Raw genomic sequence first — 24132 nt, forward strand, 5'->3', positions numbered from 1 at the left:
ATTCTCAGTGCAGCGCGGAGGCCGTGTTGCATGAACCGAAAAGCTGGTTTACCGAAGCAGGCATGAATTGCAATGCGCTTTCTGGCCGCCCCGGCGGTCGATGGCAGGTTGCAGGCGGACTTGAGGCGAAAGACGGGAAGAAATCCCCGAAACGCCACAATGCTGTGTTGTGGGTTCCGGAAAGCCGACAGGCAAACCGGCGGTTGGGATATTCAAGGGAGATGTCGTTCGTGCAGCGGTATTTCAGGACTGACATGAAATGGATCGGCACAGTGGCGCTCGCGGCGGTCATCGCAGCGACCGGCCTGCAGGGCTGCTCCTCGGTCGGCGAAGTCATGAACAATGGCTACGTCGTGGACGAACAGTCCCTGGCGCTGGTGCCCGAAGGCTCGAGCCGCAAGCAGGTCCTGCTGTCGCTCGGCACGCCCTCGACCACCGCGACCTTCGACAACGAGGTGTTCTACTACATCTCCCAGAAGCGCAAGCGCGCGGCCGCCTTCATGAAGCCGGCCCTCGTGGACCAGAGTGTCCTGGCGATCTATTTCGACAAGGATGGCGTGGTGAAGCAGCGCTCCAACTACACGCTCAAGGACGGCAAGGTGTTCGACATGATCAGCCGCACCACGCCGACCGGCGGCAAGGATCTGACCTTCCTCGCCCAGCTTCTGTCGGGCGGCGCCGGTGCAGCGGCTGCGCGCAACGCCATCAGCGGCCTTCAGACCCAGTAAGACTGCGGCCTGAACCTGAAATCCGCAAAGGGGAGCTTCGGCTCCCCTTTTTCATGGCCCGTTATCCAACGAAAAACGCGCCGGGAAAGCCCGGCGCGTTTCTTGGGTTCGGTGCGGCGACCGTGCCTCAGGCGAGGATCGCCAGGAGCAGCAGGGCCACGATGTTGGTGATCTTGATCGCCGGATTGACTGCGGGACCCGCGGTATCCTTGTAGGGATCGCCGACGGTATCGCCGGTGACGGACGCCTTGTGAGCCTCCGATCCCTTCAGGTGGCGAACGCCGTCCTTGTCGACGAAGCCGTCCTCGAAGCTCTTCTTCGCATTGTCCCAGGCACCGCCGCCCGAGGTCATGGAGATCGCGACGAAAAGGCCGTTGACGATCACGCCCAGCAGCGAGGCGCCCAGTGCGGCGAAGGCCGAGGCCTTGGAGCCCGAAATGATCAGGACACCGAAATAGACCACGATCGGTGCAAGCACCGGCAGCAGCGAGGGAATGATCATTTCGCGGATCGCGGCCTTGGTCAGCATGTCGACCGCGCGTCCATAATCCGGACGGTCCTTGCCTTCCATGATGCCCGGCTTCTCGCGGAACTGGCGACGCACTTCCTCGACCACGGCACCGCCCGCACGGCCGACGGCGGTCATGGCAATGCCGCCGAAGAGATAGGGGATGAGGCCGCCGAAGATGAGACCCGCAACCACATAGGGATTGGAGAGGTCGAAGGAGACTTCCTTCACGTCGGCGAAGTAGGGGAACTGCGCCGCGTTCGAGACATAATATTTCAGGTCGTAGGAATAGGCCGCAAACAGCACGAGGGCGCCGAGACCGGCGGAGCCTATGGCGTAACCCTTGGTCACCGCCTTGGTGGTGTTGCCGACCGCATCGAGCGCGTCGGTGACCTTGCGGACTTCCGGCGGCAGATGGGACATTTCGGCAATGCCGCCGGCATTGTCGGTGACCGGGCCGAAGGCGTCCAGCGCGACGATCATGCCGGCAAGGCCGAGCATGGCGGTGACCGCGATGCCGGTGCCGAAGAGGCCGCCGAGCTGGAAGGTCGCGATGATGCCGGCCACGATGACGATGGCAGGCAGCGCAGTCGATTCCAGCGAGACCGCGAGGCCCTGGATGACGTTGGTCCCATGGCCGGTGACCGAAGCCTGGGCGATCGAGTTCACCGGGCGCTTGTTGGTGCCTGTGTAATACTCGGTGATCACCACGATCAGCGCCGTGACGACCAGGCCGATGAGGCCGCAGATGAAGAGCGAGGTGCCGTTGACGGCCTCGCCTGCCGTTGCCGTCTGGATGTCGCCCCAGCCGATGGTCATGGAGGTGGCTCCGCCGAGGCCGATGACCGAAAGTGCGCCGGTCACGATCAGGCCGCGATAGAGTGCGCCCATGATCGAGCCGTTCGAGCCCAGCTTGACGAAGAAGGTGCCGACGATGGACGTCAGGATCGAGAAGCCGCAGATCAGCAGCGGATAGAGCATCACGCTGTCGATGACCGGCGTACCGGCAAAGAAGATCGAGGCCAGCACCATGGTCGCGACCACGGATACGGCGTAGGTCTCGAACAGGTCGGCCGCCATGCCCGCGCAGTCGCCGACATTGTCCCCCACGTTGTCGGCAATGGTTGCGGGGTTGCGCGGATCGTCCTCCGGAATGCCGGCTTCGACCTTGCCCACCAGGTCGCCGCCGACATCCGCACCCTTGGTGAAGATGCCGCCGCCGAGACGGGCGAAGATGGAGATGAGCGAAGCGCCGAAGCCGAGCGCCACAAGCGCGTCGGTCACCTCGCGGGAGCCGCCGGCATGGCCGAGGATGGCCGTGAGGATGTAGTAATAGATGGAGACGCCCAGGAGGGCGAGACCGGCAACGAGAAGGCCGGTGATCGCCCCGGACTTGAAGGCGATGTCGAGACCTGCGGCCAGGCTGCTCGCGGCGGCCTGGGCGGTGCGGACGTTGGCGCGGACCGAGACATGCATGCCGATGAAGCCGGCAGCGCCGGACAGCACGGCGCCGATCAGGAAGCCGAATGCCGCTTCAGCGGAAAGCAGCAGCCAGGCGGCGATGAAGACGAGAATGCCGACGACGGCAATGGTTTTGTACTGGCGCGTGAGATAAGCCTGCGCCCCCTCCCGGATATAGCCTGCGATCTCCTGCATGCGGGCATTGCCCTGATCGGCGGCAAGCACCGACCTGGTTGCCCAGATGGCATAGACCACCGAAAGCAACCCGCATGCGATAACGCCAAATAGAATGGTCATTTCGCAATTTCCTCCCATAGCGCCGGCGCTTGCAGCCCGGCTGTGATTAGCACCGGGCGCCGCTTGCCTCCTCATGCCGCGGGCCCACGCCGATCCGGAGATTGCGTGCTGGTTAACGCGGCGTCAAGCCCCGTTAACAGTATGGAAATGAGGGACTTGCCGATCCGCAAGCCAGGCACAAGGAAGGTTTCGAAAGCGCCCTCAGGCGCGACCGCGGGCCCGGTCGCGCCACACGAGAAGGCCAAGCAGCGCCAGGCATGTGAGCGAGATCGGCCAGATGACCAGGTTCATGACGGCCCAGCCATAGGCGGCGAAGATCTTGCCCGAGGCGAAGGACGAGAGCGCCACCGTGCCGAACAGGATGATGTCGTGGAACCCCTGCACCTTGTCGGCCTCTTCCGGGCGGTAGCTGGAGGCGACGATCGCCGTGGAGCCGATGAAGCCGAAGTTCCAGCCGAGACCGAGCAGGATGAGCGCGCCCCAGAAGTTCCAGAGTTCGATGCCCATGTGGGCGACGACGGCGCAGGCAAGCAGGATCACCAGCCCCGCAGCCACGATGGTTTCCGTGCCGAAGCGGGAGATCAGCATGCCGGTAAAGAAGCTGGGCGCAAACATGGCCAGCACGTGCCACTGGATGCCGAGCGTCGCGAGATCGGGCGAGAAGCCGCAGCCGATCACCATGGCAAGCGGCGCGCCGGTCATCATGAAGGTCATCAGCGCGTAAGTGGAAATTCCGCAGATCATGCCGGTGATGAAGCGCTGCGTGAGGATGATCTCCTTCAGCGGACGCCCGGTTGCGGCACCCTCGCCCGTCCCCGACGTCAGCGGCGGCAGCCTCAGGAAGGACAGAATGCCGACGGCAAGAAGACCGAGCGGGATGAGCGCCACGAAGGAGCCGGCGAAGAGAACAGGCTGAAGCAGGTCCTTCGCGAGAATCGCCAGCTGGGATCCGACGATGGCGGATATGATGCCGCCCGCCAGGATCCAGGAAATGGCCCGGGCCTTGTAGAAGGAGGGCGATGCATCGGCCGCCGCGAAGCGGATCTTCTGGGTGAAGCCGGAGGAAAGGCCGACGATCAGCAGCGAAACCGCAAACATCCAGAAGTCGGAACGGTAAAGCGCCAGAGCGGCGAGCGCGCCGCCGCTGGCCAGCGCAAGCCCGCCGAGCATGAAGCTTGCCTGCCGGCCGAACCGGCGGCTGATCGCCGCAATGGCCACGGCGCCGAGCGCGACGCCGATGTTGAAGCCCGTCAGCGGCGCCGTCGCCAGCGACTTGTCGAGCCCGAGCAGCTGGTGGCCCGCCAGGCTGCCGACCGCGAAGCTGATCGGCCCTGCCGCACCGAGGACGGCCTGGGCGGCAGTGAGCACATAGACGTTGAACCGGGCGCTCCGAAGCTGTTCGTCAAGGCCGTTCGCGCTTCGGGCATCCATGATCGTCTTCCTGTCTGTCGATTATTTCTTGGCGGGACCGCGGATCTGCTTGGCTATACGATCCAGCACGGCGTTGACGAGCTTGGGCTCTTCGTCCTCGAAGAAGGCCTTTGCGATCTCCACATATTCCGAGACGATGACCGGAACGGGCACGTCCTTGCGCTCCAGCAGTTCGAAGACGCCCGCGCGCAGGATGGCGCGAACGGTGCTGTCGAGGCGGGAAAGCGCCCAGTCATCCTGCAACGCGCCCTTGATCATCGGGTCGAGCTTCAGCTGGTCGCGCACGACGCCCGACACGATGGACCGGAACCACGACGGGTCGGCCTTTAGATAGGTTTCGCCATCGATCTCCTGGCCCAGCCGATGCTCCTCGTACTCGGCAACGACCTCCAGGATGCCGGCGCCGCCGATGTCCATCTGGTAGAGCGCCTGAACCGCGGCCAGACGGGCAGCGCCCCGCTGGTTTGCAGGCTTCACGGCCGGCGTTTCGGAGGAAGGCGTGTGTTCGTCGCGGTCGGTCATCGCTCAGCCACCCAGCTTCTTCTTGAGAGCGATCATGGTGAGCGCTGCACGGGCAGCAAAACCGCCCTTGTCCTTTTCTGAACGCTTCACGCGCGCCCAGGCCTGCTCCTCGTTCTCGACGGTCATGATGCCGTTGCCGAGCGCGAGGCTCTCGCTGACGGCGAGATCCATCAGCGCGCGGGAGGATTCGTTGGACACGATATCGAAGTGGTAGGTTTCGCCACGGATCACCATGCCGAGTGCGACAAAACCGTCATAACGGGTACCGCCGTTCTCCTGGCCGTCGAGCGCCATGGAAATGGCCGGCGGGATTTCGAGCGCACCGGGAACCGTCACGATGTCGTAGGTGGCACCGGCTTCGTCCAGCGCCGCCTTTGCGCCGTCCAGCAGCGCGTCGGCCATGTCGTCGTAGAAACGGGCCTCGACAATGAGGATATGCGGACGGGACGGATCGGACATGGTGCACCTGACTTTTAGGAGATTTGCGCGGCGAAGCGACAGGCGGCGGTCAAACCATGCCGGACCGCGAATGGCAAGTGTTTTTCAAGGATGGCAGGTTTTTCCGGGCCGCATGAGGCCCTCGCCTGCCCCAAAATCTTACCTATCGACACGCGACGTGGCAAACTGCATCAGTTTCACCCTGAATGGGAGTATCTCATGGACCGCACCCGCGTCATCGACCCGCGCGACCTCGAGCTGGAGGAATGGAGCCAGGGAAGCCTTTACGGCGGCCTCGACGTCCGGCTGGGCGCACTCCTGGGGCTCAGGAACCTCGGGATCGCCTATAGCGAGGTGGCGCCCGGAAAGAGCGGCTGTCCCTTCCACAACCACCATGTCGAAGACGAGCTCTTCGTCATCCTCGAGGGGGAAGGCACCTATCGCATCGGGCACGAGCGCATTCCCGTCAGGGCGGGTCATGTCCTCGGCGCACCGGCCGGCGGACCGGACACGGCGCACCAGCTGATCAATACCGGTTCCGTCCCGCTGCGCTACCTCTCCATCTCCACCAAGGCGGCGACGGAGATCTGCGAATACCCCGACAGCGGCAAGTTTCTCGCCAAGACCATCGATCCGGAGACCGGCAAGTACCGCTTCAACCAGATGGTCAGCGAAGGCGACAGCATCGATTACTGGCATGGGGAGCCGGGCGCCTGAATGCCAGCCTCCGCCACCACAGCAAGGAGAGCCCATTGTCGACGCCCGTGATCGAGACCGAACGCATGCGCCTGCGCGTGGTCGCACCCGGTGACCTCGAGCGCTATGTCGCGCTCTGGCAGGACGAAACCGTGCTGCGCTACACCATCGGCGCGGCCCTGACGCGGGAAACCGGCTGGTCACGCATCCTGCGAACCACAGGCCACTGGCAAGTCTTCGGCTTCGGCTTCTTTGTCGTCGAGGACAGGCAAACGGGAGAGTTTGTCGGCGAGGCGGGCTTCCACGACATGAAGCGGCAGATGACGCCCAGCATCGAGGGTACGCTCGAAACCGGCTGGATGCTTCTTCCGCATCGGCAGGGCCAGGGTCTGGCACTGGAGGTCATGACGGCGGCGATGGATTGGGCGGCACGGGCTTTTCCGCACCTGGAGATGACCGCGATCATCGATCCGGAAAACCAGCCGTCGCGGCGGCTTGCCGCACGGCTGGGTTTTGTCGAGACGGTCCACACCGAATATGCCGGTCACGCCACCATCATTTGCCGTATGCCGGAAACTCCGCGAGACGCGCCGCATAGCGGGCCATCGTATCCACCTCGAAATTGACCCGGTCGCCGACCTTCCGGTCGCCCCAGGTGGTGACCTCCAGCGTGTGACGGATGAGCAGGACGTCGAAATCGGTGCCGTTGACGGCGTTGACCGTCAGCGAAGTGCCGTCGAGCGCCACCGAGCCCTTTGGCGCAACGAAGCGGGCGAGATGCGCCGGCGCGCGCAGGGTGTAGCGCACCGCGTCGCCTTCCGCCTGGATCGACAGGATTTCCGCCGTGCCGTCCACGTGGCCGGAGACCAGATGCCCTCCAAGCTCGTCGCCGATCTTGAGCGAGCGCTCGAGGTTGATGCGGGTGCCGGGTTTCCAGCCACCGATGGTCGTCAGGCGCAGTGCCTCCTCCCAGGCTTCCACCTCGTACCAGCGCTCGCTGCTGCCCTTGTCCGGCAGGGCTGTCACCGTCAGGCAGGTGCCGGCATGGGAAATGCTGGCGCCCATGTCGATGCCGCCCGGATCATAGGCGGTGCGGATCCTGAGCCGCACCCCTTGTGCGAGCGGCTCCACGCTCTCGACGGTTCCGACATCGGTGACAATTCCGGTGAACATCAGCTGTCTCTCTCATAGTGATAGGCCCGGTCGGGCCCGAAGATTTCGCTCCGCACGAGGCGGAAGCCGGCAGGCATATGGGTGCGGGTGAGAGGGGAGGCAATACCGTCCGCTCCGATTTTGCCCGGCCCCTCGAAGAGAAGTATCCGGTCCACCAGACCCGCGTCGAGGAACCGGCTGGCGGCCTTTGCACCACCCTCGACCAGAAGGGATGAGATCCCCTGCTCCGCCATCCGGTTGAGCAGAGGCAGGAGCGCCCCTTCCTCTGCAGGCTCCGGGGAAATGGAGCGGCCCGAGGAGGTCGCGGCGTTCCTCCCGTCTGCGGCCACCCTACCACCGATCAGCGTCAGCGGTACCCGATCCGCCGAAAGGGCGAGCTTCGATCCGGTGGGCAGTACAAAGTCCCGGCCAAGGACGAAGCGATGCGGCGAACGGCTTTCCAGACCGGGCAGGCGCACGTCGAGAAGCGGGTCGTCGGCCAGTGCCGTTCCGGCCCCGACGAGGATCGCATCCATTTCGGCGCGCAGCGCGTGGACCTGCGCGCGCGCAAGCGGGCCGGTGACGGAAACCTGGCCAGCGCCCGTCCGGCCGATCATGCCATCCGCGGAAACCGCAAGCTTCAGCGTCACATGCGGCCGCTTTTCCACCTGACGCATGAGGTAGCCGGACAGCACCTCCCTGCCCTCCTCCTCGAGCACGCCGGCCTCGACCGAAATCCCGGCCGCTGCAAGCATGGCAAGGCCGCGGCCGCTGACGCGGATATCGGGGTCGGTCACCGAAACGACCACGCGGGCAACGCCGGAGGCGATCAGCGCATCCGCGCAGGGTGGCGTCTTTCCGTGATGGGAACAGGGCTCGAGGGTTACGTAGACAGTCGCGCCGCGGGCTCTCGGCCCCGCATCGGCAAGGGCCTGGGTCTCGGCATGGGGACGCCCGCCCACTGCCGTGACGCCCGTTCCGACGATCGCGCCGTCCTTGACGACAATGCAGCCGACGGAGGGATTGGTCGAGGTCAGGCCGGTATGCCAGCGGGCGAGCCGAAGCGCAGCCGCCATGTACCGCCGGTCATCGGTCCGAGGCATGGTCAGTGCCCGAGCCCCGGATCGCGGGCGATCTTGGCGTTGATCTCCTGAATGACCTTTTCGAAATCCTCGGCATGGGAGAAATCGCGATAGACGGAGGCATAGCGGACAAAGGCCACGTCATCTAGGCTCTTCAGCGCCTCGAGAACCTGAAGGCCGATCTGTTCGGAGGAGATTTCCACCTCGCCCGAACTTTCCAGGCGGCGAACGATGCCGGACACCGCGCGCTCGATCCGGTCGCGCTCCACGGGGCGCTTGCGCAGGGCGATCTCGAAGGAGCGCACCAGCTTCTCCCGGTCGAACGGCACCTTGCGGCCGGTCTTCTTGATCACCATCAGCTCGCGCAGCTGCACCCGCTCGAAGGTGGTGAAGCGCCCACCGCAATCCGGGCAGATGCGGCGGCGGCGGATCGAGGAACCGTCCTCCGCCGGTCTCGAATCCTTCACCTGGGTATCTTCCGATCCGCAGTAGGGGCAGCGCATTCCAATCCTCGCAAAAAGAAATCGGGTGAAAAAGGGTCACCCCTTTTCCACCCGAAATCGCGGAAAGACAAGCCCTCAGAGGTAGGGATACATGGGGAAGCGGTCGGTCAGCGCAACCACCTTGGAGCGCACGCCTGCCTCGACAGCAGCATTGCCCTCGTCGGAGTTTGCAGCCTTGAGACCGTCGAGCACTTCGATGATCAGGTTGCCGATTTCCTTGAACTCGGCTTCCTTGAAACCGCGGGTCGTGCCGGCCGGCGTGCCGAGGCGGATGCCCGAGGTGACGAAGGGCTTTTCCGGATCGAAGGGAATGCCGTTCTTGTTGCAGGTGATGTAGGCGCGGCCGAGCGCTGCTTCCGCGCGCTTGCCGGTCGCGTTCTTCTTGCGCAGGTCAACCAGCATCAGGTGGTTGTCGGTGCCGCCGGAAACGATGTCGAGGCCGCCGTCGACGAGGGTCTGCGAGAGCGCCTTGGCGTTCTTCACCACCTGGGCGGCGTATTCCTTGAACTCGGGCTTCAGCGCTTCGCCGAAGGCCACGGCCTTGGCAGCGATGACATGCATCAGCGGACCGCCCTGGAGGCCCGGGAAGACGGCCGAGTTGAGCTTCTTCGCCAGGTCCTCGTCGTTGGTGAGGATCATGCCGCCGCGCGGGCCGCGGAGCGACTTGTGGGTCGTGGACGTGGCAACGTGGCAGTGCGGGAACGGCGACGGATGCTGGCCACCCGCAACGAGACCGGCGATATGCGCCATGTCGACCATGAGATAGGCGCCGATGGAGTCGGCGATCTCGCGGAAACGCTTCCAGTCCCAGGTGCGGGAATAGGCGGTGCCGCCGGCGATGATCAGCTTCGGCTTGTACTTCTCGGCCTTGGCGGCGACATCATCCATGTCGAGCTGGTGGTCTTCGGCGCGCACGCCGTAGGAAACCACGTTGAACCACTTGCCGGACATGTTGACCGGGGAGCCGTGGGTCAGGTGACCGCCGGAATTCAGGTCGAGGCCCATGACGGTGTCGCCCGGCTGCAGCAGCGCGAGGAAGACGGCCTGGTTCATCTGCGAACCGGAGTTCGGCTGAACGTTGGCGAAGTTCACGCCGAAGAGCTTCTTGGCGCGCTCGATGGCGAGCTCTTCTGCGATGTCGACGAACTGGCAGCCACCATAGTAGCGCTTGCCCGGATAGCCTTCGGCATACTTGTTCGTCATGATCGAGCCCTGTGCTTCCAGCACGGCGCGCGAGACGATGTTTTCCGAGGCGATCAGCTCGATTTCATGGCGTTGACGACCCAGCTCCTTCTCGATCGCGCCAAAGATTTCCGGATCGGCATCGGCAAGCGTACGGGAGAAGAACACGTCGGTGGTACCAGAGGTCATGGAATGGCTCCTAAACTGGAAGTGCGCGGATTGGGTCTTAGCGTCCGGTGGGGCGGCGGGCAAGACGAAGTGCGACATTTGGTGCGCCAACTACGATTCACGCAGGCCACGGGCCCCGAAAACGACAAAAAGCCGCATCCTGGATGCGGCTTTTCTGTTATCCGATCGATGAAGGCCCGGGCGGGACCGGCTTGCCTTACTGTGCGGCCTGCTCGATTCCCGTCGTCGTCTGCAGCGCCAGCTCGGCATTGCCATCCAGCTGGTAGATGTCGTCGCGGAACTGCACGATCCGGTCCTTTGCGGACCAGGCGGTGATGTAGACGAAATAAACCGGCACTTCCGCCGTGAGCTTGATCGGCGTGTTGACGCGGCTTTCGATGACGCGCTCGATCTGCTGGCGGTTCCAGCCGGGCGTGTCGCGAAGCAGCCAGGTGGAGAGGTCGCGCACGTTCTGCACGCGCACGCAGCCCGACGATTCGAAGCGGGCGAGCTTGTTGAACAGGCCCTGCTGCGGCGTGTCGTGCATATACACGCTGTGCTCGTTGTGGAAGTTGATCTTGGTCGAGGCCATGGCGTTGATCTTGCCCGGGTCCTGACGGAATTCGTAAGGCGGTGCCTTCGGCGCGTTCCAGTCGACTGTTTCCGGCGGAACTTCATTGCCCTGGCCGTCGATCAGGCGGATGTTGTTGCGCGTCAGATAGGTCGGGTCCTTGCGCATCAGCGGCACGATGTCCTTCTCGACGATCGAACGCGGGGCGATCCAGTAGGGATTGAGGATCACTTCGTAGATCTTCGAGTTGAGGATGGGCGACGGGCGCGAGATACGGCCGACGATTGCGGTGTTGCGCAGGACCACGCGGCCGTTTTCCACGGCTTCGATGTATGCCGCCGGGATGTTCACCATCACGTAACGCTGGCCGAGATCGCCCGACATGGACTGGACGCGCACGAGGTTGGTGTTGAGCTGCTGGAGGCGCACGTCGGCGGGAATGTTCATCGCCTTCACGGTGAACTCGCCGAGAACGCCGTCTTCCGGCAGGCCGTGACGGGCCTGGAAGCGCTTGACGGCGCCATCGACGTAGGAATCGAACGCATCGGACATGCCGGCATTGCGCGGCAGGTCGCCGGATGCCATCAGGCGCTGGCGCAGGACCGGCACGAGCGGATCGATCACACCGATCTGCAGGCGCTGCCCGGTCGGATTGACTTGCGGCCAGCCGCCGGCAGCAACGATCTGCTGGTATTCGAGAATTGCGGTCTGGATGTTCGGAACGGCTTCCGGTCCGAGGATCGGGTTGTTGGACTTCACAACGGCCGCCGTGCGGGAGGCATTGTTTGCGTCGAACTGGTCATCCCAGTTGCCGCGCCGCGGTGCATTGATCACATCATCGAAGGCCGTCTGCGCATAGGCCGGGAGGGCGACCGAAGCGAGGCCGGCACCGATTGCCGAACGCAGGAACTTGCGCCGGGAATAGGATGCGTGATCCGTGTTATTTGCCATAATCCACCACCGTCATTCATCAATACGTCCTGGACACTTGCCCTACCATTGCATGGTTAACAAATGGAAACGCGTGAACGGACAATCTCCGGGGGCGCTTGTGCGCCAAGCCTGCGAGCGCATCAACGTGCGTCTTCGCCCTATGGCTCCACTCACAGAGCAATATGGCCAATTCGTGTCACAAAAGACACAACTTGTTGCAGCTGACACTTTCGTGATCGCTACAGGTTGCGGCTCAAGCTGCGGCCGGCCAATCCAACGGCAGGAACCGGACGTGCAGGGGACACGTCCGGCCTGTGGAGGTCATGCTTTCACGAGGGAGCCCGGGCAACGGGCTGGCCTTAGGCTTGGCGATCAGAGGCGATAGAGGATCTGATCGTTCCAGAAACGGTCCAGACGCTGCAGCAGCTTGTTCATCTGCGTGAATTCGTCCGTCCCGATACCGCCGACCTTCTGGATCGAACCGATGTGGCGCTCGTAGAGCTTGGCAACGGTTTCGGCGATTTCGCGGCCTTCATCGGTCAGGCTGATGCGGACCGAACGGCGGTCGACGCGGGAGCGCTGGTGGTTGATGAAGCCGAGGTCCACGAGCTTCTTGACGTTGTAGGAAACGTTGGAGCCCAGGTAGTAGCCGCGGGAGCGCAGCTCGCCGGCGGTCAGCTCGGAATTGCCGATGTTGAACAGCAGGAGCGCCTGGATGGCGTTCACGTCGCTGCGGCCCTGACGGTCGAATTCGTCCTTGATGACGTCAAGGAGACGGCGATGCAGGCGCTCGACGAGGTGCAGGGATTCCAGGTAGAGGGAACGGATGGTATCGTCCTGGGACGACGGAGCCGGCGCAACCGCCTGCGGCTTCAGTTTCGTGTTCATGGTCTGCCTCACTGTTTGTTTGGCGGTTGTTTTGTTTGCTTCCCGCCTTGTGAGCCAACCTATCGAACACCTATAAAATTCTACTTAAACCCCAAGCTTAACAGGCTCTTACCCGAACAAGCCCTCGCATCAGGGTGAATCAGACCTTACCTGCCGCATGCGTCGGCGGCGCAGGAAAAGCAGGGTTCTCAGCACAGCGAACACCGCCATGATCGCCCCGTTCAGCGCGACGATGAGCCAGTTTGTGCCGAAGATTTCCGGCCACACCGTATACATCACCAGCTGCCCACCGGCAGCGATCAGCCAGACCACCGGCCCCCAGGAAACGGTCAGCCATAGGCCGAGTGCAGCCACCGGAAAAAGAACCGCCAGCGCCGATCCCGCCACCCGCCAGGGCAGGTTCAGGAGGTCGAAGCGGGCCCGTCCGTCGAGCAGGTAACCGGTGAGCAGGCCCCAGTACTGAATTCCGAAAACGAGACAGGCGAGCGCCACCAGCCTCAGGAAGATCATGAAGCCGATGTCCAGCATTGAACGCTTGGGCGGGGTGAGTGAATCAGGTTCCATGCGGGCGACACTATAGGCAAGCGCCCTCCCCTGCCAGCCGGCATGGACAAATGTGTCGTCTTGCGCCAGCCGGATGCGGGCGCTAGACCGGCAGGCCAGAGGCCGAACCGAAAGAGGACAGGATTCATGCAGGACAAGACCCATCTCGTGGACGAAATCACCGGTCACCGCCGCATGCGCCGCAATCGCAAGGCCGACTGGACCCGCCGCCTGGTGCAGGAGAACCGCCTGACCGTGGACGATCTCATCTGGCCGATCTTCCTCATCCCCGGCACGGGCGTGGTCGATCCCATTCCGGCGATGCCGGGGGTCAACCGCATGACCGTCGACAAGGCGGTGGAAGCGGCGAAGGAAGCCGCCGATCTCGGCATTCCGGCAATCGCCACCTTCCCCAACATCGAGATGCACCTGCGCGACGAAACCGGTTCAAACTCGCTCGAAGCCAACAACCTGATCAACCAGACGACCGCCGCCATCAAGAAGGCCGTGCCGAATGTCGGCATCATCACCGACGTCGCGCTGGATCCCTTCACCAGCCACGGCCATGACGGCATCCTGCGCGGTGCCGAAATCGTCAACGACGAGACGGTGGACCAGATCTGTCGCGCCGCGGTGATGCAGGCGGATGCAGGCGCCGACATCATAGCTCCTTCCGAGATGATGGACGGACGCATCGGCGCCATCCGCCGCGCGCTCGATGCCGCCGGGCATCAGTCGGTGGGGCTCATGTCCTATGCCACGAAGTTCGCATCCGGCTTTTATGGTCCCTACCGGGAGGCGATCTCCACGGGCGGCCTGCTCAAGGGCGACAAGAACAGCTATTACATCAATCCGGCGAACGGCACCGAGGCGGTGCGGGACGCGGCGATGGATGTGGAGGAAGGCGCCGACATGCTGATGGTCAAGCCCGGCCTGCCCTATCTCGACATCTGCTGGCGGCTGAAGGAAGCCTTCGGCCTTCCGACCTTTGCCTATCAGGTTTCGGGCGAATACACCCAGATCAAGGCCGCCGCGATGAATGGCTGGATCGACGGGGAGCGGGTGATGATGGAAACCCTGCTGTGCTTCAAGCGCGCGGGTTGCGACGGCATCCTCACCTATTTCGCGCCGGAGGTGGCACGCATACTGGCGAAGCGCTGACACACCTCTCCCTGAAAAACGAGGGACAGGCTGCAGTTGAATCCGGTCCGCGCGCGCCCATATGCTATAGTAGATGCATAAGGAGAACGCCATGAGCGACGCGCGCGACATCTATGCCCCGGGAGCAATCAACGAAGCTGCATTTCAGGGCACGCTGGCGCGCCGGGTCTTCGCATTCCTGATCGACTATTTCCTGATCGCGCTGCTCATTCTCGCGGCCGGGCTCGTCGTATTCTTCCTGGGCATCATCACGCTGGGGCTCGCCTGGTTCATCTACCCCGTGCTGGGCTTCCTGGTGGCCATGATCTATTTCGGATCGACCATCGGCGGGGCCAACCAGGCATCCCCGGGCATGCGGATGATGGGCCTCATGCTGGTGCAGCAGAGCGGCCGGCCCATCGACTTCCTGACGGCGGTCGTGCACCTCGTGCTGTTCTGGCTGTTCAACTCCGTTCTGACACCTTTCGTATTGCTGGTGGCGCTCTTTACAAATCGCAACCGCCTGTTGCATGACATCCTTCTCGGCACCGCCATGGCGGACCGGGCCGCCTATCAGGCGGGATATTGATTTCTGTTCAGATATTTCACGCTTAAGAGAATTTTCACGTTATGGAGTTGACCTTTTTTACAGTTCGACAATTCTGGGTGCATCGCTGCCTTCCTGACGAGAGGCCCGGCATATGAATACACAGAGTGCGCCATCACCCCAGTTCTACCTGACGGCCCCTGCCGCGTGCCCCTATCTGCCCAACGAGACCGAGAGGAAGGTCTTTACCCATCTGGTCGGCCCTCGCGCCTCCGACATGAACGATCTCCTCACCCAGGGGGGATTCCGTCGCTCCCAGAACATTGCCTATCGGCCCGCCTGCGAGGCCTGCCGGGCCTGCGTCTCGGTGCGCATCCTCGCCCATGAATTCTCGCCCGCGCGCTCCATGCGGCGGATCCAGGCGCTCAACAGCGACATCGTCGGCACGGAAACGGCCGCCCGCCCGTCTGCGGAGCAGTTTGCCCTGTTCCGCGCCTATCTTGACGATCGGCACCAGAAGGGCGGCATGTCGGACATGTCCAGCCTGGACTATGCTGTCATGATCGAGGACACCCATGTGAACACCCGGGTGATCGAGTATCGCGTTCGAACCGAGGGCTCCGGAATCGGTGGCACGCGGGGCGAACTGGTGGCCTGCGCGCTGACGGATCTCATGGGCGACGGGCTGTCGATGGTCTACTCCTTCTTCAACCCGAAGCTCGATCGGCGCTCCCTCGGCACCTTCATGATCCTCGATCATATCCGGCGCGCCCATACCATGGGGCTTCCGCACGTGTATCTCGGCTACTGGGTCAAGGGATCGCGCAAGATGGACTACAAGACCCGCTTCCAGCCTCAGGAACATCTGATGGCCACCGGCTGGGAACGTTACACCCCCGAACGGACCCCTCCACTGGATACCTGAATTGCCCCTTCTTTCTCCGCATCGAAAGGGCCTGCTGATCACCTTCATCGGCGGGCTCGCCCTCTCGTTCGACGTTCCGCTCGTGCGCCTGTCCGGGGGTTCCGCCTGGCAGGTCATCGCGCTGCGCTCGATCATGACCTTCGCCGCCGCGCTTGCGCTCTATGCCGCTCTGCGGCTCTTCACCCGGCAGAAACCCCTGCTGGTGCCGGGGCGCGGGGCCCTGGTGGCAGGCATCTTCTACGGCATCTCCACCATTTTCTTTCTTGGCGCCGTCTTCCACACCTCGACGGCGAACGTGGTGTTCATCATCGCCTTCAATCCGATGTTTGCCGCCCTTGCTTCCTGGATCTTCCTGAAGGAACGTCCCTCGTCCGCGACGCTTTTGACAATGGCGGTGATGATCGTCGGTGTCGGCGTGATCGTTCAGGGCAGCCTCGAGGGGGGACACCTCTTCGGGGACATGCTGGCGATGGGCGCCGCGCTGCTGCTGGCGGGCGCCATCACCATAGGCCGCGCAACCCGTCAGGAGATGGGCTTCGTGCCGCTGATCGGCGCGATCATGCCGGCGGCAATTGCAGCGGTCTTCGCCTGGCCGACAGGCTTTTCCCTGCCGGACCCCTTCTGGCTGGCGCTGGATGGCATGGTGATGATCCCGCTTGCCTTCTTCTGCCTGGCAACCGGGCCTCGTTACCTGAAGGCTGCGGAAGTAGGCATGTTCTACCTTCTGGAAACGGTGCTCGCGCCGATCTGGGTCTGGCTGATCTTTTCGGAAGTGCCCACCACCCAGAGCCTTGTCGGCGGCCTCATCATCACCCTTGCGCTGGTCGCCTATTCCGCGGCGCAGATGCGGAGACGTGGGGACGCCTGAGGCATGGATGGCTGCTGCATCCGCGGACGCTTCATGTGATGACCTCGTTGCAACACGAGGAAACCCGTGAAGGCCACATCCGAAGAACCGGCAGCTCGTGGGGCGTGAACATTCCGAAGGACGTTCTTCAGGGCCCGGCCTGAGGCCATGCGATACCCTTCAGCGGAAGGCTGAAAGGGACACGATCAAACTCAAGCTTTTGGGAACCGATTCCCCGGAGACGGGAAGCGGCACGGATCGGCATGCAGGCATACAAGATCGCTCCCGCGCGAACTGGCGGCTTGATGATCGCCTCGCCGGCAGGACGTCGATATCGTCCATGACGATCGGCTGGAAGAGCATGGCGGCCGGCATTGCGTGCCGCTGGAGCTGAAGCAGGCTCAGCCCGTAAAGCGGCCGCTCTTCGGGAAGCCCTTCGGCACCGTACGCCCTGCCCCGGCCCGGTCGCCGAGCCATTCGATGAGCTCGTCCTTCGTGCGGGTAAAGCTGCGTCCGGCGCTGTCTTCCCAGGAAAGTCCGTCGGCGATCGCGAAGCACTTGATGTCGGCGACGCCGCCATCCTTGTAGCGCTGAAGCCGCACGCCCTTGCCGCGCGTCATTTCCGGCAGCTGGTTGAGCGGGAAGACCAGCATCTTCCGGTTCTCGCCGACGACTGCGACGTGATCGCCCTTTACCGGAACGACCAGCTTGGCCTCATCGGGCATGGAGACATTCATGATCTGCTTGCCCTTGCGGGTATTGGCGACCATCTCCGTCTCGACGATGACGAAACCGTTGCCTGCGGCCGAGGAGAGCACCAGCTTGCGCTGCGGATCGTGCACGAAGGCCGTCAGCACGTCCTGATCGTTCTCCATGTCCACCATCACGCGCAGCGGCTCGCCATGGCCGCGTCCGCCCGGCAGCTTGTCCGCGCCGATCGTGTAGGCCTTGCCGCCGGTCGTGACGATCAGGATCTTGTCCGTTGTCTGGGCGGGGAAAGCCACCTTCAGCGCATCGCCCTCCTTGAAGGAGAGTGTCGATGTATCGGAGATATGGCCCTTCAGGGCGCGGATCCAGGCCTTTTCCGAGATCACGATCGTGACCGGCTCCTTCTCGATCATGGCCTGGCTGATCGCATCGTCGTCGGCCTGCGGTGCCTCGGCGAAGATCGTCCGGCGCTTGCCGAGTTCGGTGGCCTTGGCATACTTCTTCTTGACCTCGCCGATCTCCCAGGAAATCGCCTGCCAGAGCTTGTCTTCTGACGCCAGCAGGGCCTCGATGTCCGCCTTCTCCTTCGACAGCTGGTCGAACTCGGTGCGGATCTCGAATTCCTCGAGCTTGCGCAGCGAGCGGAGCCGCATGTTGAGGATCGCTTCGGCCTGGATGTCCGTAAGGTTGAACCGCGCCATGAGAACCGGCTTCGGCTCATCCTCCTCGCGGATGATGCGGATCACTTCGTCGAGGTTCAGATAGGCGACCAGCAGGCCGCCCAGGATTTCCAGCCGGCGGTCGATGGCGGCGAGCCGGTGTTTCGAGCGCCGGATCAGCACGTCCTTGCGGTGTGCCAGCCATTCCAGCAGCACCTCGTTGAGCGCCATCACCCGGGGAATGCGCCCCATGGAAAGCACGTTCATGTTGAGCGGGATACGGCTTTCGAGTTCGGTCAGCCGGAAGAGCGATTCCATCAGCAGGGTGGCATCCACCGTGCGGCTCTTCGGAACCAGCACGACGCGCACGTCCTCGGCGGATTCGTCGCGGATGTCTTCGAGCAGCGGCAGCTTGCGCGCAATCAGCAACTCGGCGATCTTCTCGATCAGCCGGGACTTCTGCACCTGGAAGGGGATTTCGGTGACGATGATCTGATAGCCGCCGCGGCCGAGATCTTCCGTCTGCCACTTGGCCCTGACCCTGAAGCCGCCGCGCCCGGTCTTGTAGGCGTCGATGATCGAGTCGCGCCCATCGATGATCACGCCGCCGGTCGGCAGGTCAGGACCCGGAATGAACTCGACGAGCTTTTCGACCGTCGCATCCGGATGCTTGATCAGATGCAGCGCGGCATCGCAGATCTCATGAACATTGTGGGGCGGAATGGAGGTCGCCATGCCGACCGCGATTCCCGACGCGCCATTGGCGAGCAGGTTCGGGAAGGCGCCGGGAAGCACGACCGGCTCCTCGTCCTCCTCGTTGTAGGTCGGGCGGAAATCGACCGCATCCTGGTCGATGCCCTCGAGCAGCAGCACCGCGACATCGGTCATGCGCGCTTCGGTGTAACGATAGGCGGCGGCGCTGTCGCCGTCGATGTTGCCGAAGTTGCCCTGCCCGTCGACCACGGGATAGCGCTGCGAGAAGTCCTGTGCGAGGCGCACCAGCGCGTCGTAGACCGACTGGTCGCCGTGGGGATGGAACTTACCGATGACGTCGCCGACGATGCGGGCGCATTTCTTGTGCGCGGAATTCGGCCGCACGCCCATCTCGCTCATGGCGTGGATGATGCGGCGATGCACCGGCTTCAGGCCATCGCGCACGTCGGGCAGCGCACGGTGCATGATGGTCGACAGCGCATAGGCAAGGTAACGCTCCTCGAGCGCTGCCTTCAGATCGACCGGAAGGATGTTGTCGTCGTCCCCGCCCCCGGGCGGCAAAAGTTCTTTTCCCATGATTTGCTGGTTAAAGGACATTTGTCCCGACGGCAAGGAATCGGCCACGCCGATTTGTGGAAATCAGCCCGGAAAGCGCTGGAATTGCTGGCTTGCGGCAGGAATTCCCGTCGCTCGGATCATTTCGGCGGCCTTCGTCATCACCGCGTCATATTTACCATGAACTAGGGCGTCCTTGAGCGAAGCGGGCATTGCAACTCAATTTTAACGGCTCGATATTTTTATGCCCGACACTCATCCTGCCCTGCACCAATCCCGCGAAACGCGGTATGGTGCCCCACCGCCAGAAGGACCAGACGGTCCGCCACCTCTAGAGGAACCCGTTCCATGAAGAAACTGCCTCTCCGCCTGGTGCTTGCGAGCACGACCTTCCTTGCTCTCGCCGGATCGGCCTTTGCGCTTGACGGTGACGAGTTCCTCGCCGCCATCAACAAGTCCTACGAGACCAGCGGAACCAAGGTTGCCGCAACCGACATCGAGGTGGACGGCTCCGACATCACCATGACCGGCGTCAGCTACACGCCCCCGGGCGAAGGCGCCAAGCCAGTTACCGTGGGTGACGTTAACTTCACCGGCGTCGAAGAGGACGAGGACGGCAACTACACGGTCGAGAACGTAACCTTCCCGGACATCAGCTCGACCGAGAAGACGACGACCGTCACGGCAACCGGCCTGTCGCTCTCCGGCGTGTTCATCCCCGCCGATCCGACCCAGAAGACCGTCGACACGCTCGCGCCCTTCGAGAGCGCCAATTCCGGCAAGATCACCGTCAGCGAGAACGGCAAGGAAGTCTTCTCCATGGAAAGCATGGAAGCGACCGCGACCGTCCGTGAGGACGAAAGCGGCGTGGACTACAGCTGGAAGGCGGAGGGCCTGAAGGCCGACCTGAGCCAGAGCCCTGACCCGAAGACCAAGGACGCCGTCGAGAAGCTCGGTCTCCAGACGCTGGAAGGCAATATCGAGATTGCCTCCTCCTGGGCGCTCGACAAGGGCACCATGGCGATCGACGCCCTGACGCTTGACTTCAAGAATGTCGGCAAGCTCAACATGTCCTTCAGCCTGTCGGGCATGACGCTGGATCTGATCCAGAAGATCGAGGACGCCAGCAAGCAGATGAACGATCCGGCCACCAAGGATGCAGCCAACCTGCAGTTCATGGGCCTCATGCAGCAGCTGGCCTTCGTGGGCGCGGAAATCCGCTTCGAGGATGCCTCGATCACCAAGCGCGCCCTGGATTATGCCGGCCAGCAGCAGGGCGTCACCGGCCAGCAGCTCGCCGAGTCGCTGAAGGCCATGGCGCCGCTGATGCTCGCCCAGCTGAACGTGCCGGAACTGCAGAACGCAGTCGCTTCGGCTGTTTCGGCCTATCTGGACGACCCGAAGAGCTTCACCGTCTCCGCCAAGCCGTCCGCTCCGGTCGCCTTCCCGATGATCATGGGCGCTGCCATGGGCGCACCGAACACCATCCCGCAGATGCTGTCGGTCAAGGTTTCCGCGAACGACTGATCCTTCGCGCAGAAAACGGAAAACAGGGAAAAGCCCGGCATCGTGCCGGGCTTTTTTCGTTTCGGGTTCCAAAAGCCGGGAGCAAAGTCCGGTCGACAAAAAACCCGGCGCTGAGACCGGGTTCTTTCCTGTCCAGGCTCGTCTTCGACGAGATCAGTCCTTCTTCGCGCTCGGGACGACCCGGAGCGCCAGTTCGCGGAGCTGGGCCGGCGTGGCCGGCGCGGGAGCGTTCATCAGCAGGTCCTGGGCCTGCTGGTTCATCGGGAAGAGCGAGATTTCGCGCAGGTTCTTGGCGCCGACGAGCAGCATCACGATGCGGTCGATCCCGGCGGCCATCCCGCCATGCGGCGGCGCGCCGTACTGGAAGGCGCGGTACAGACCGCCGAAGCGGTCTTCCACGTCCTGCTGGGACAGGCCCACCTTCTCGAAGGCCTTGACCATCAGCTCCGGCGACTGGTTGCGGATCGAACCGGAAGCAATCTCGAAGCCGTTGCAGACCATGTCGTACTGGTAGGCCTTGATCGTCAGCGGATCCTGGTTTTCCAGCGCGTCCATGCCACCCTGCGGCATGGAGAAGGGGTTGTGGGCGAAATCGATCTTCTTCTCGTCCTCGTTCCACTCGTAGAAGGGGAAGTCGACGATCCAGCACAGTTCGAACCGGTCGCGGTCGACGAGGTTCAGCTCCTCGCCGGCGCGGGTGCGGGCTTCGCCGGCGAACTTGTAGAACTTGGCGGGATCGCCGGCGACGAAGAAGCAGGCGTCGCCATCGCCGAGGCCGAGCTGGGTGCGGATGGCTTCGGTGCGCTCTTCGCCGATGTTCTTGGCGAGCGGACCGGCACCTTCCAGCTTCTCGCCTTCCTTGCGCCAGAAGATGTAGCCGAGGCCCGGCTGGCCCTGGCTCTGCGCCCAGGCGTTCATGCGGTCGCAGAAGGCGCGGGAGCCGCCGGTCTTGGCCGGGATCGCCCAGACCTCAACCTTCGGGTTGGAGGCGATCATGTTGGCAAAAACCTTGAAGCCGGAACCGGCGAAATGCTCGGTTACCGCTTCCATGACGATCGGGTTGCGCAGGTCCGGCTTGTCGGAACCGTACTTGCGGATCGCATCGTCATAGGCGATGCGCGGGAAGGTCTGGGTGACCGGCTTGCCTTCGGCGAACTGTTCGAAAACGCCGCGCAGCACCGGCTCCATGGTGTTCCAGACGTCCTCCTGCTCGACAAAGCTCATTTCGAGGTCGAGCTGGTAGAATTCGCCCGGCAGGCGGTCGGCGCGCGGGTCTTCGTCGCGGAAGCACGGCGCGATCTGGAAATAGCGGTCGAAGCCGGCCACCATCAGCAGCTGCTTGTACTGCTGCGGCGCCTGCGGCAGGGCAAAGAACTTGCCTTCGTGAATGCGGCTCGGCACGAGGAAGTCGCGCGCGCCTTCCGGCGAGGAGGCCGTCAGAATCGGCGTGGAATATTCCGCAAAGCCGATCTCGCCCATGCGGCGGCGCATGTCGGAGATGATCTGGGTGCGCCTGACGATGTTGCGGTGAAGGGTTTCGCGGCGCAGGTCGAGGAAGCGGTACTTCAGACGCACGTCTTCCGGATAGTCCGGCTCGCCGAAGACAGGCAGCGGCAATTCCTTGGCTGCGGAAAGAACCTCGATCTCGCGGGCATAGAGCTCGATCTCGCCGGTCGGCATGTTCTTGTTGACGGTTTCCTCGGTACGGGCCTTCACGAGGCCGTCGATGCGGATCACCCACTCGCCGCGCACGGTCTCGGCGGTCTTGAAGGCGGGGCTGTCCGGATCGCAGACGACCTGCGTCATGCCGTAATGGTCGCGAAGGTCGATGAACAGCACGCCCCCATGGTCGCGGACGCGGTGGACCCAGCCGGACAGGCGAACGGTCGAGCCGACGTCGCTCTTTCGGAGGGCGGCACAGGTGTGGGAGCGGTAACGATGCATCGGAATGTTCCTGAATGTCGAAAACCCGGCCACGACTCGTCCCTTCAGGACAGCCCTGCACCGGCGTCAAATCGCGGGGAAAAGCGCATGTGCGCGCGCGTTTGTCAAGGCTTGGCGCCGCCTCGTGGCTTCTTGCACTGTTTTTCCGGGTTGCCCTTGGATACAAGACATTGCACAGGCGTACAAATAGGGATTCGCTCCCTTCCCTCCTCCGTTGGTCTTTCCATGAATCAGCTCCGGCCGCTCATTCCCCTCCTCGTCACCGCGGGCATCCTGATAGGCGGCAACGGCTTGCAGGGGACCTTCATCGCGCTGCGAGCGCTGGACGAGGGATTTTCCACCTCGCTCATCGGGCTTGTCGGGACCGGCTACAACATCGGCTTCGCCATCGGCTGCATCTACGTCACCCGGGTCATCCGGGCGATCGGGCACATCCGCGCCTTTTCCGCGCTTGCGGCCATCGCCTCGGCGGCAGCGCTCGCCATGGCCCTGCTGATCGACCCGGTGTCATGGTTCATCCTTCGCCTGATCTCGGGCCTCTGCTTTGCCGGCCTTTTTGCGGTGATGGAAAGCTGGCTGAATGCAAAGGTGACCAACGCGACCCGCGCGCGCACGCTGTCCATCTACCGGTTCGTCGATCTCGGCTCGGTCACGCTCGCGCAATACATGATCCCGTCCGTGGGCATCGACGGCTTCGCGCTGTTCGCCATCATCTCCATGGCGCTGACGCTCTCCCTGGTGCCGATCTCCTTTGCCGACAAGTCGAGCCCGGCCTTGCCTGAGGCGATCCGCTTCGATGTAAGGGCGCTTTGGAACATATCGCCTCTCGCCACCGCGGGCTGCATCGCCATCGGCCTCTCCAACTCCGCCTTTCGCGCCCTTGGCCCGATTTACGGCAAGGGCATCGGAATGTCGGTCACCTCCATTGCCACCTTCATGAGTGTGGGCATCCTCGCCGGGGTGGTGCTCCAGTATCCCCTCGGCCACTACTCGGACCGGCTCGACCGGCGTCTGATGATCCTGGTGTCGAGCGGCGGCGCGATGATAGCCTGCCTGTTCATCGGGCTTTTTGCCCGGGACCAGCTGATCTACAACTATCTCGGCATCTTCTTCTTCGGCGCCTTTGCCATGCCGCTTTATTCGCTCTGTTCGGCCCATGCGAACGATCATGCGCAGGAAGGGCAGCATGCGCTGGTTTCGGCCGGAACGCTGTTCTTCTGGTCCGTGGGCGCGACCTTCGGGCCGATGGTGGCCTCGGTCCTGATCGATCACCTCGGTGCCGAAAGCCTGTTTCTCTATCTGGCCTTCATCTTCTTCCTGTTCATGCTCTACACGCTGAACCGCATGGCCACGCGCCGCGCGGTGCCGGTGGAGAAGCGTCACGGGCGGTTTCGCAGCCTCCTGCGCACCTCCATCTTCTTCAACAAGCTCGCAACCCCGCCGGACGAGCGCGAGCCCTGACC

The 24132-nt window shown here is 63.3% G+C and carries 22 protein-coding genes; 9 read left to right on the forward strand and 13 right to left on the reverse strand.

Annotated elements, in window-relative coordinates:
* Positions 1–221 precede the first annotated feature (221 nt).
* A complete protein-coding gene (locus GGR23_RS13325) occupies positions 222–728 on the forward strand; it encodes an outer membrane protein assembly factor BamE (protein ID WP_183366790.1) in 507 nt (168 codons plus the stop codon).
* Between the two features lie 127 nt (positions 729–855).
* Here the strand turns inward: GGR23_RS13325 and GGR23_RS13330 are convergent, their stop codons facing one another.
* From GGR23_RS13330 to ribH, 4 genes are all read right to left on the reverse strand, one after another.
* The gene (locus tag GGR23_RS13330) at positions 856–2994 is read right to left on the reverse strand and encodes a sodium-translocating pyrophosphatase (protein WP_183366791.1); all 2139 of its coding nucleotides are present in this window, start codon (positions 2992–2994) and stop codon (positions 856–858) included.
* Between the two features lie 201 nt (positions 2995–3195).
* The gene (locus GGR23_RS13335; protein ID WP_183366792.1) at positions 3196–4425 is read right to left on the reverse strand and encodes an MFS transporter; all 1230 of its coding nucleotides are present in this window, start codon (positions 4423–4425) and stop codon (positions 3196–3198) included.
* Positions 4426–4446: 21 nt separating this feature from the next.
* A complete protein-coding gene (gene nusB / locus GGR23_RS13340; protein WP_183366793.1) occupies positions 4447–4947 on the reverse strand; it encodes a transcription antitermination factor NusB in 501 nt (166 codons plus the stop codon).
* A 3-nt stretch (positions 4948–4950) separates the two neighbouring features.
* On the reverse strand, positions 4951–5406 hold the full coding sequence (gene ribH, locus GGR23_RS13345) for a 6,7-dimethyl-8-ribityllumazine synthase (RefSeq protein WP_183366794.1): 456 nt from the start codon (positions 5404–5406) through the stop codon (positions 4951–4953).
* Positions 5407–5604: 198 nt separating this feature from the next.
* Between ribH and GGR23_RS13350 the strand changes: the two genes are divergently transcribed.
* Positions 5605–6102: a cupin domain-containing protein gene (locus GGR23_RS13350; protein WP_183366795.1), complete on the forward strand. Its 498-nt coding sequence runs from the start codon at positions 5605–5607 to the stop codon at positions 6100–6102.
* 35 nt (positions 6103–6137) lie between these two features.
* The gene (locus tag GGR23_RS13355; RefSeq protein ID WP_246365417.1) at positions 6138–6707 is read left to right on the forward strand and encodes a GNAT family N-acetyltransferase; all 570 of its coding nucleotides are present in this window, start codon (positions 6138–6140) and stop codon (positions 6705–6707) included.
* On the opposite strand, the gene GGR23_RS13360 is transcribed toward GGR23_RS13355, so the two are convergent.
* The 7 genes from GGR23_RS13360 to GGR23_RS13390 all read right to left on the reverse strand — a co-directional run bounded on the left by GGR23_RS13360 (position 6637) and on the right by GGR23_RS13390 (position 13124).
* Entirely contained in the window at positions 6637–7254 is a 618-nt protein-coding gene (locus GGR23_RS13360) for a riboflavin synthase (RefSeq protein WP_183366796.1), read from the reverse strand. The two genes, GGR23_RS13355 and GGR23_RS13360, sit on opposite strands and share 71 nt — an antisense overlap.
* Entirely contained in the window at positions 7254–8336 is a 1083-nt protein-coding gene (gene ribD / locus GGR23_RS13365; RefSeq protein ID WP_183366797.1) for a bifunctional diaminohydroxyphosphoribosylaminopyrimidine deaminase/5-amino-6-(5-phosphoribosylamino)uracil reductase RibD, read from the reverse strand. The genes GGR23_RS13360 and ribD overlap by 1 nt, the downstream gene beginning before the upstream one ends.
* 2 nt (positions 8337–8338) lie before the next feature.
* Entirely contained in the window at positions 8339–8818 is a 480-nt protein-coding gene (nrdR, locus tag GGR23_RS13370; protein ID WP_183366798.1) for a transcriptional regulator NrdR, read from the reverse strand.
* A gap of 75 nt (positions 8819–8893) precedes the next feature.
* On the reverse strand, positions 8894–10189 hold the full coding sequence (glyA, locus tag GGR23_RS13375) for a serine hydroxymethyltransferase (RefSeq protein WP_183366799.1): 1296 nt from the start codon (positions 10187–10189) through the stop codon (positions 8894–8896).
* 196 nt (positions 10190–10385) lie between these two features.
* Positions 10386–11690, reverse strand: coding sequence for a L,D-transpeptidase family protein (locus GGR23_RS13380; RefSeq protein ID WP_183366800.1), 1305 nt, complete (start codon positions 11688–11690; stop codon positions 10386–10388).
* Between the two features lie 354 nt (positions 11691–12044).
* Positions 12045–12560 (reverse strand): transcriptional regulator LdtR, encoded by a 516-nt coding sequence (gene ldtR, locus GGR23_RS13385; protein WP_183366801.1) that lies wholly within the window; start codon positions 12558–12560, stop codon positions 12045–12047.
* 129 nt (positions 12561–12689) lie between these two features.
* Positions 12690–13124, reverse strand: a complete 435-nt coding sequence (locus GGR23_RS13390) for a DUF6163 family protein (protein ID WP_183366802.1) — start codon at positions 13122–13124, stop codon at positions 12690–12692.
* 126 nt (positions 13125–13250) lie between these two features.
* Here GGR23_RS13390 and hemB point away from each other — a divergent pair, with 126 nt between their 5' ends.
* From hemB to GGR23_RS13410, 4 genes are all read left to right on the forward strand, one after another.
* The gene (gene hemB, locus GGR23_RS13395) at positions 13251–14264 is read left to right on the forward strand and encodes a porphobilinogen synthase (protein WP_183366803.1); all 1014 of its coding nucleotides are present in this window, start codon (positions 13251–13253) and stop codon (positions 14262–14264) included.
* Positions 14265–14355: 91 nt separating this feature from the next.
* The gene (locus GGR23_RS13400; RefSeq protein ID WP_183366804.1) at positions 14356–14832 is read left to right on the forward strand and encodes an RDD family protein; all 477 of its coding nucleotides are present in this window, start codon (positions 14356–14358) and stop codon (positions 14830–14832) included.
* 112 nt (positions 14833–14944) lie between these two features.
* On the forward strand, positions 14945–15715 hold the full coding sequence (locus GGR23_RS13405; RefSeq protein WP_183366805.1) for an arginyltransferase: 771 nt from the start codon (positions 14945–14947) through the stop codon (positions 15713–15715).
* Position 15716: 1 nt separating this feature from the next.
* Positions 15717–16583 carry a DMT family transporter gene (locus GGR23_RS13410; RefSeq protein ID WP_183366806.1) on the forward strand — a complete coding sequence of 289 codons (867 nt, stop codon included), beginning with the start codon at positions 15717–15719 and terminating at the stop codon, positions 16581–16583.
* A gap of 380 nt (positions 16584–16963) precedes the next feature.
* Here GGR23_RS13410 and parC read toward each other — a convergent pair whose 3' ends face one another.
* Positions 16964–19219 carry a DNA topoisomerase IV subunit A gene (gene parC, locus GGR23_RS13415; protein ID WP_183366807.1) on the reverse strand — a complete coding sequence of 752 codons (2256 nt, stop codon included), beginning with the start codon at positions 19217–19219 and terminating at the stop codon, positions 16964–16966.
* 327 nt (positions 19220–19546) lie between these two features.
* Between parC and GGR23_RS13420 the strand changes: the two genes are divergently transcribed.
* Positions 19547–20725 carry a hypothetical protein gene (locus tag GGR23_RS13420; RefSeq protein ID WP_183366808.1) on the forward strand — a complete coding sequence of 393 codons (1179 nt, stop codon included), beginning with the start codon at positions 19547–19549 and terminating at the stop codon, positions 20723–20725.
* A gap of 153 nt (positions 20726–20878) precedes the next feature.
* On the opposite strand, the gene aspS is transcribed toward GGR23_RS13420, so the two are convergent.
* On the reverse strand, positions 20879–22669 hold the full coding sequence (aspS, locus tag GGR23_RS13425; protein WP_183366809.1) for an aspartate--tRNA ligase: 1791 nt from the start codon (positions 22667–22669) through the stop codon (positions 20879–20881).
* 225 nt (positions 22670–22894) lie between these two features.
* Here aspS and GGR23_RS13430 point away from each other — a divergent pair, with 225 nt between their 5' ends.
* Positions 22895–24130: an MFS transporter gene (locus GGR23_RS13430; RefSeq protein ID WP_183366810.1), complete on the forward strand. Its 1236-nt coding sequence runs from the start codon at positions 22895–22897 to the stop codon at positions 24128–24130.
* The last annotated feature ends 2 nt before the right edge of the window (positions 24131–24132 follow it).

Origin of the sequence: Gellertiella hungarica, assembly GCF_014197145.1 — a bacterium.
GTDB lineage: Bacteria > Pseudomonadota > Alphaproteobacteria > Rhizobiales > Rhizobiaceae > Gellertiella > Gellertiella hungarica.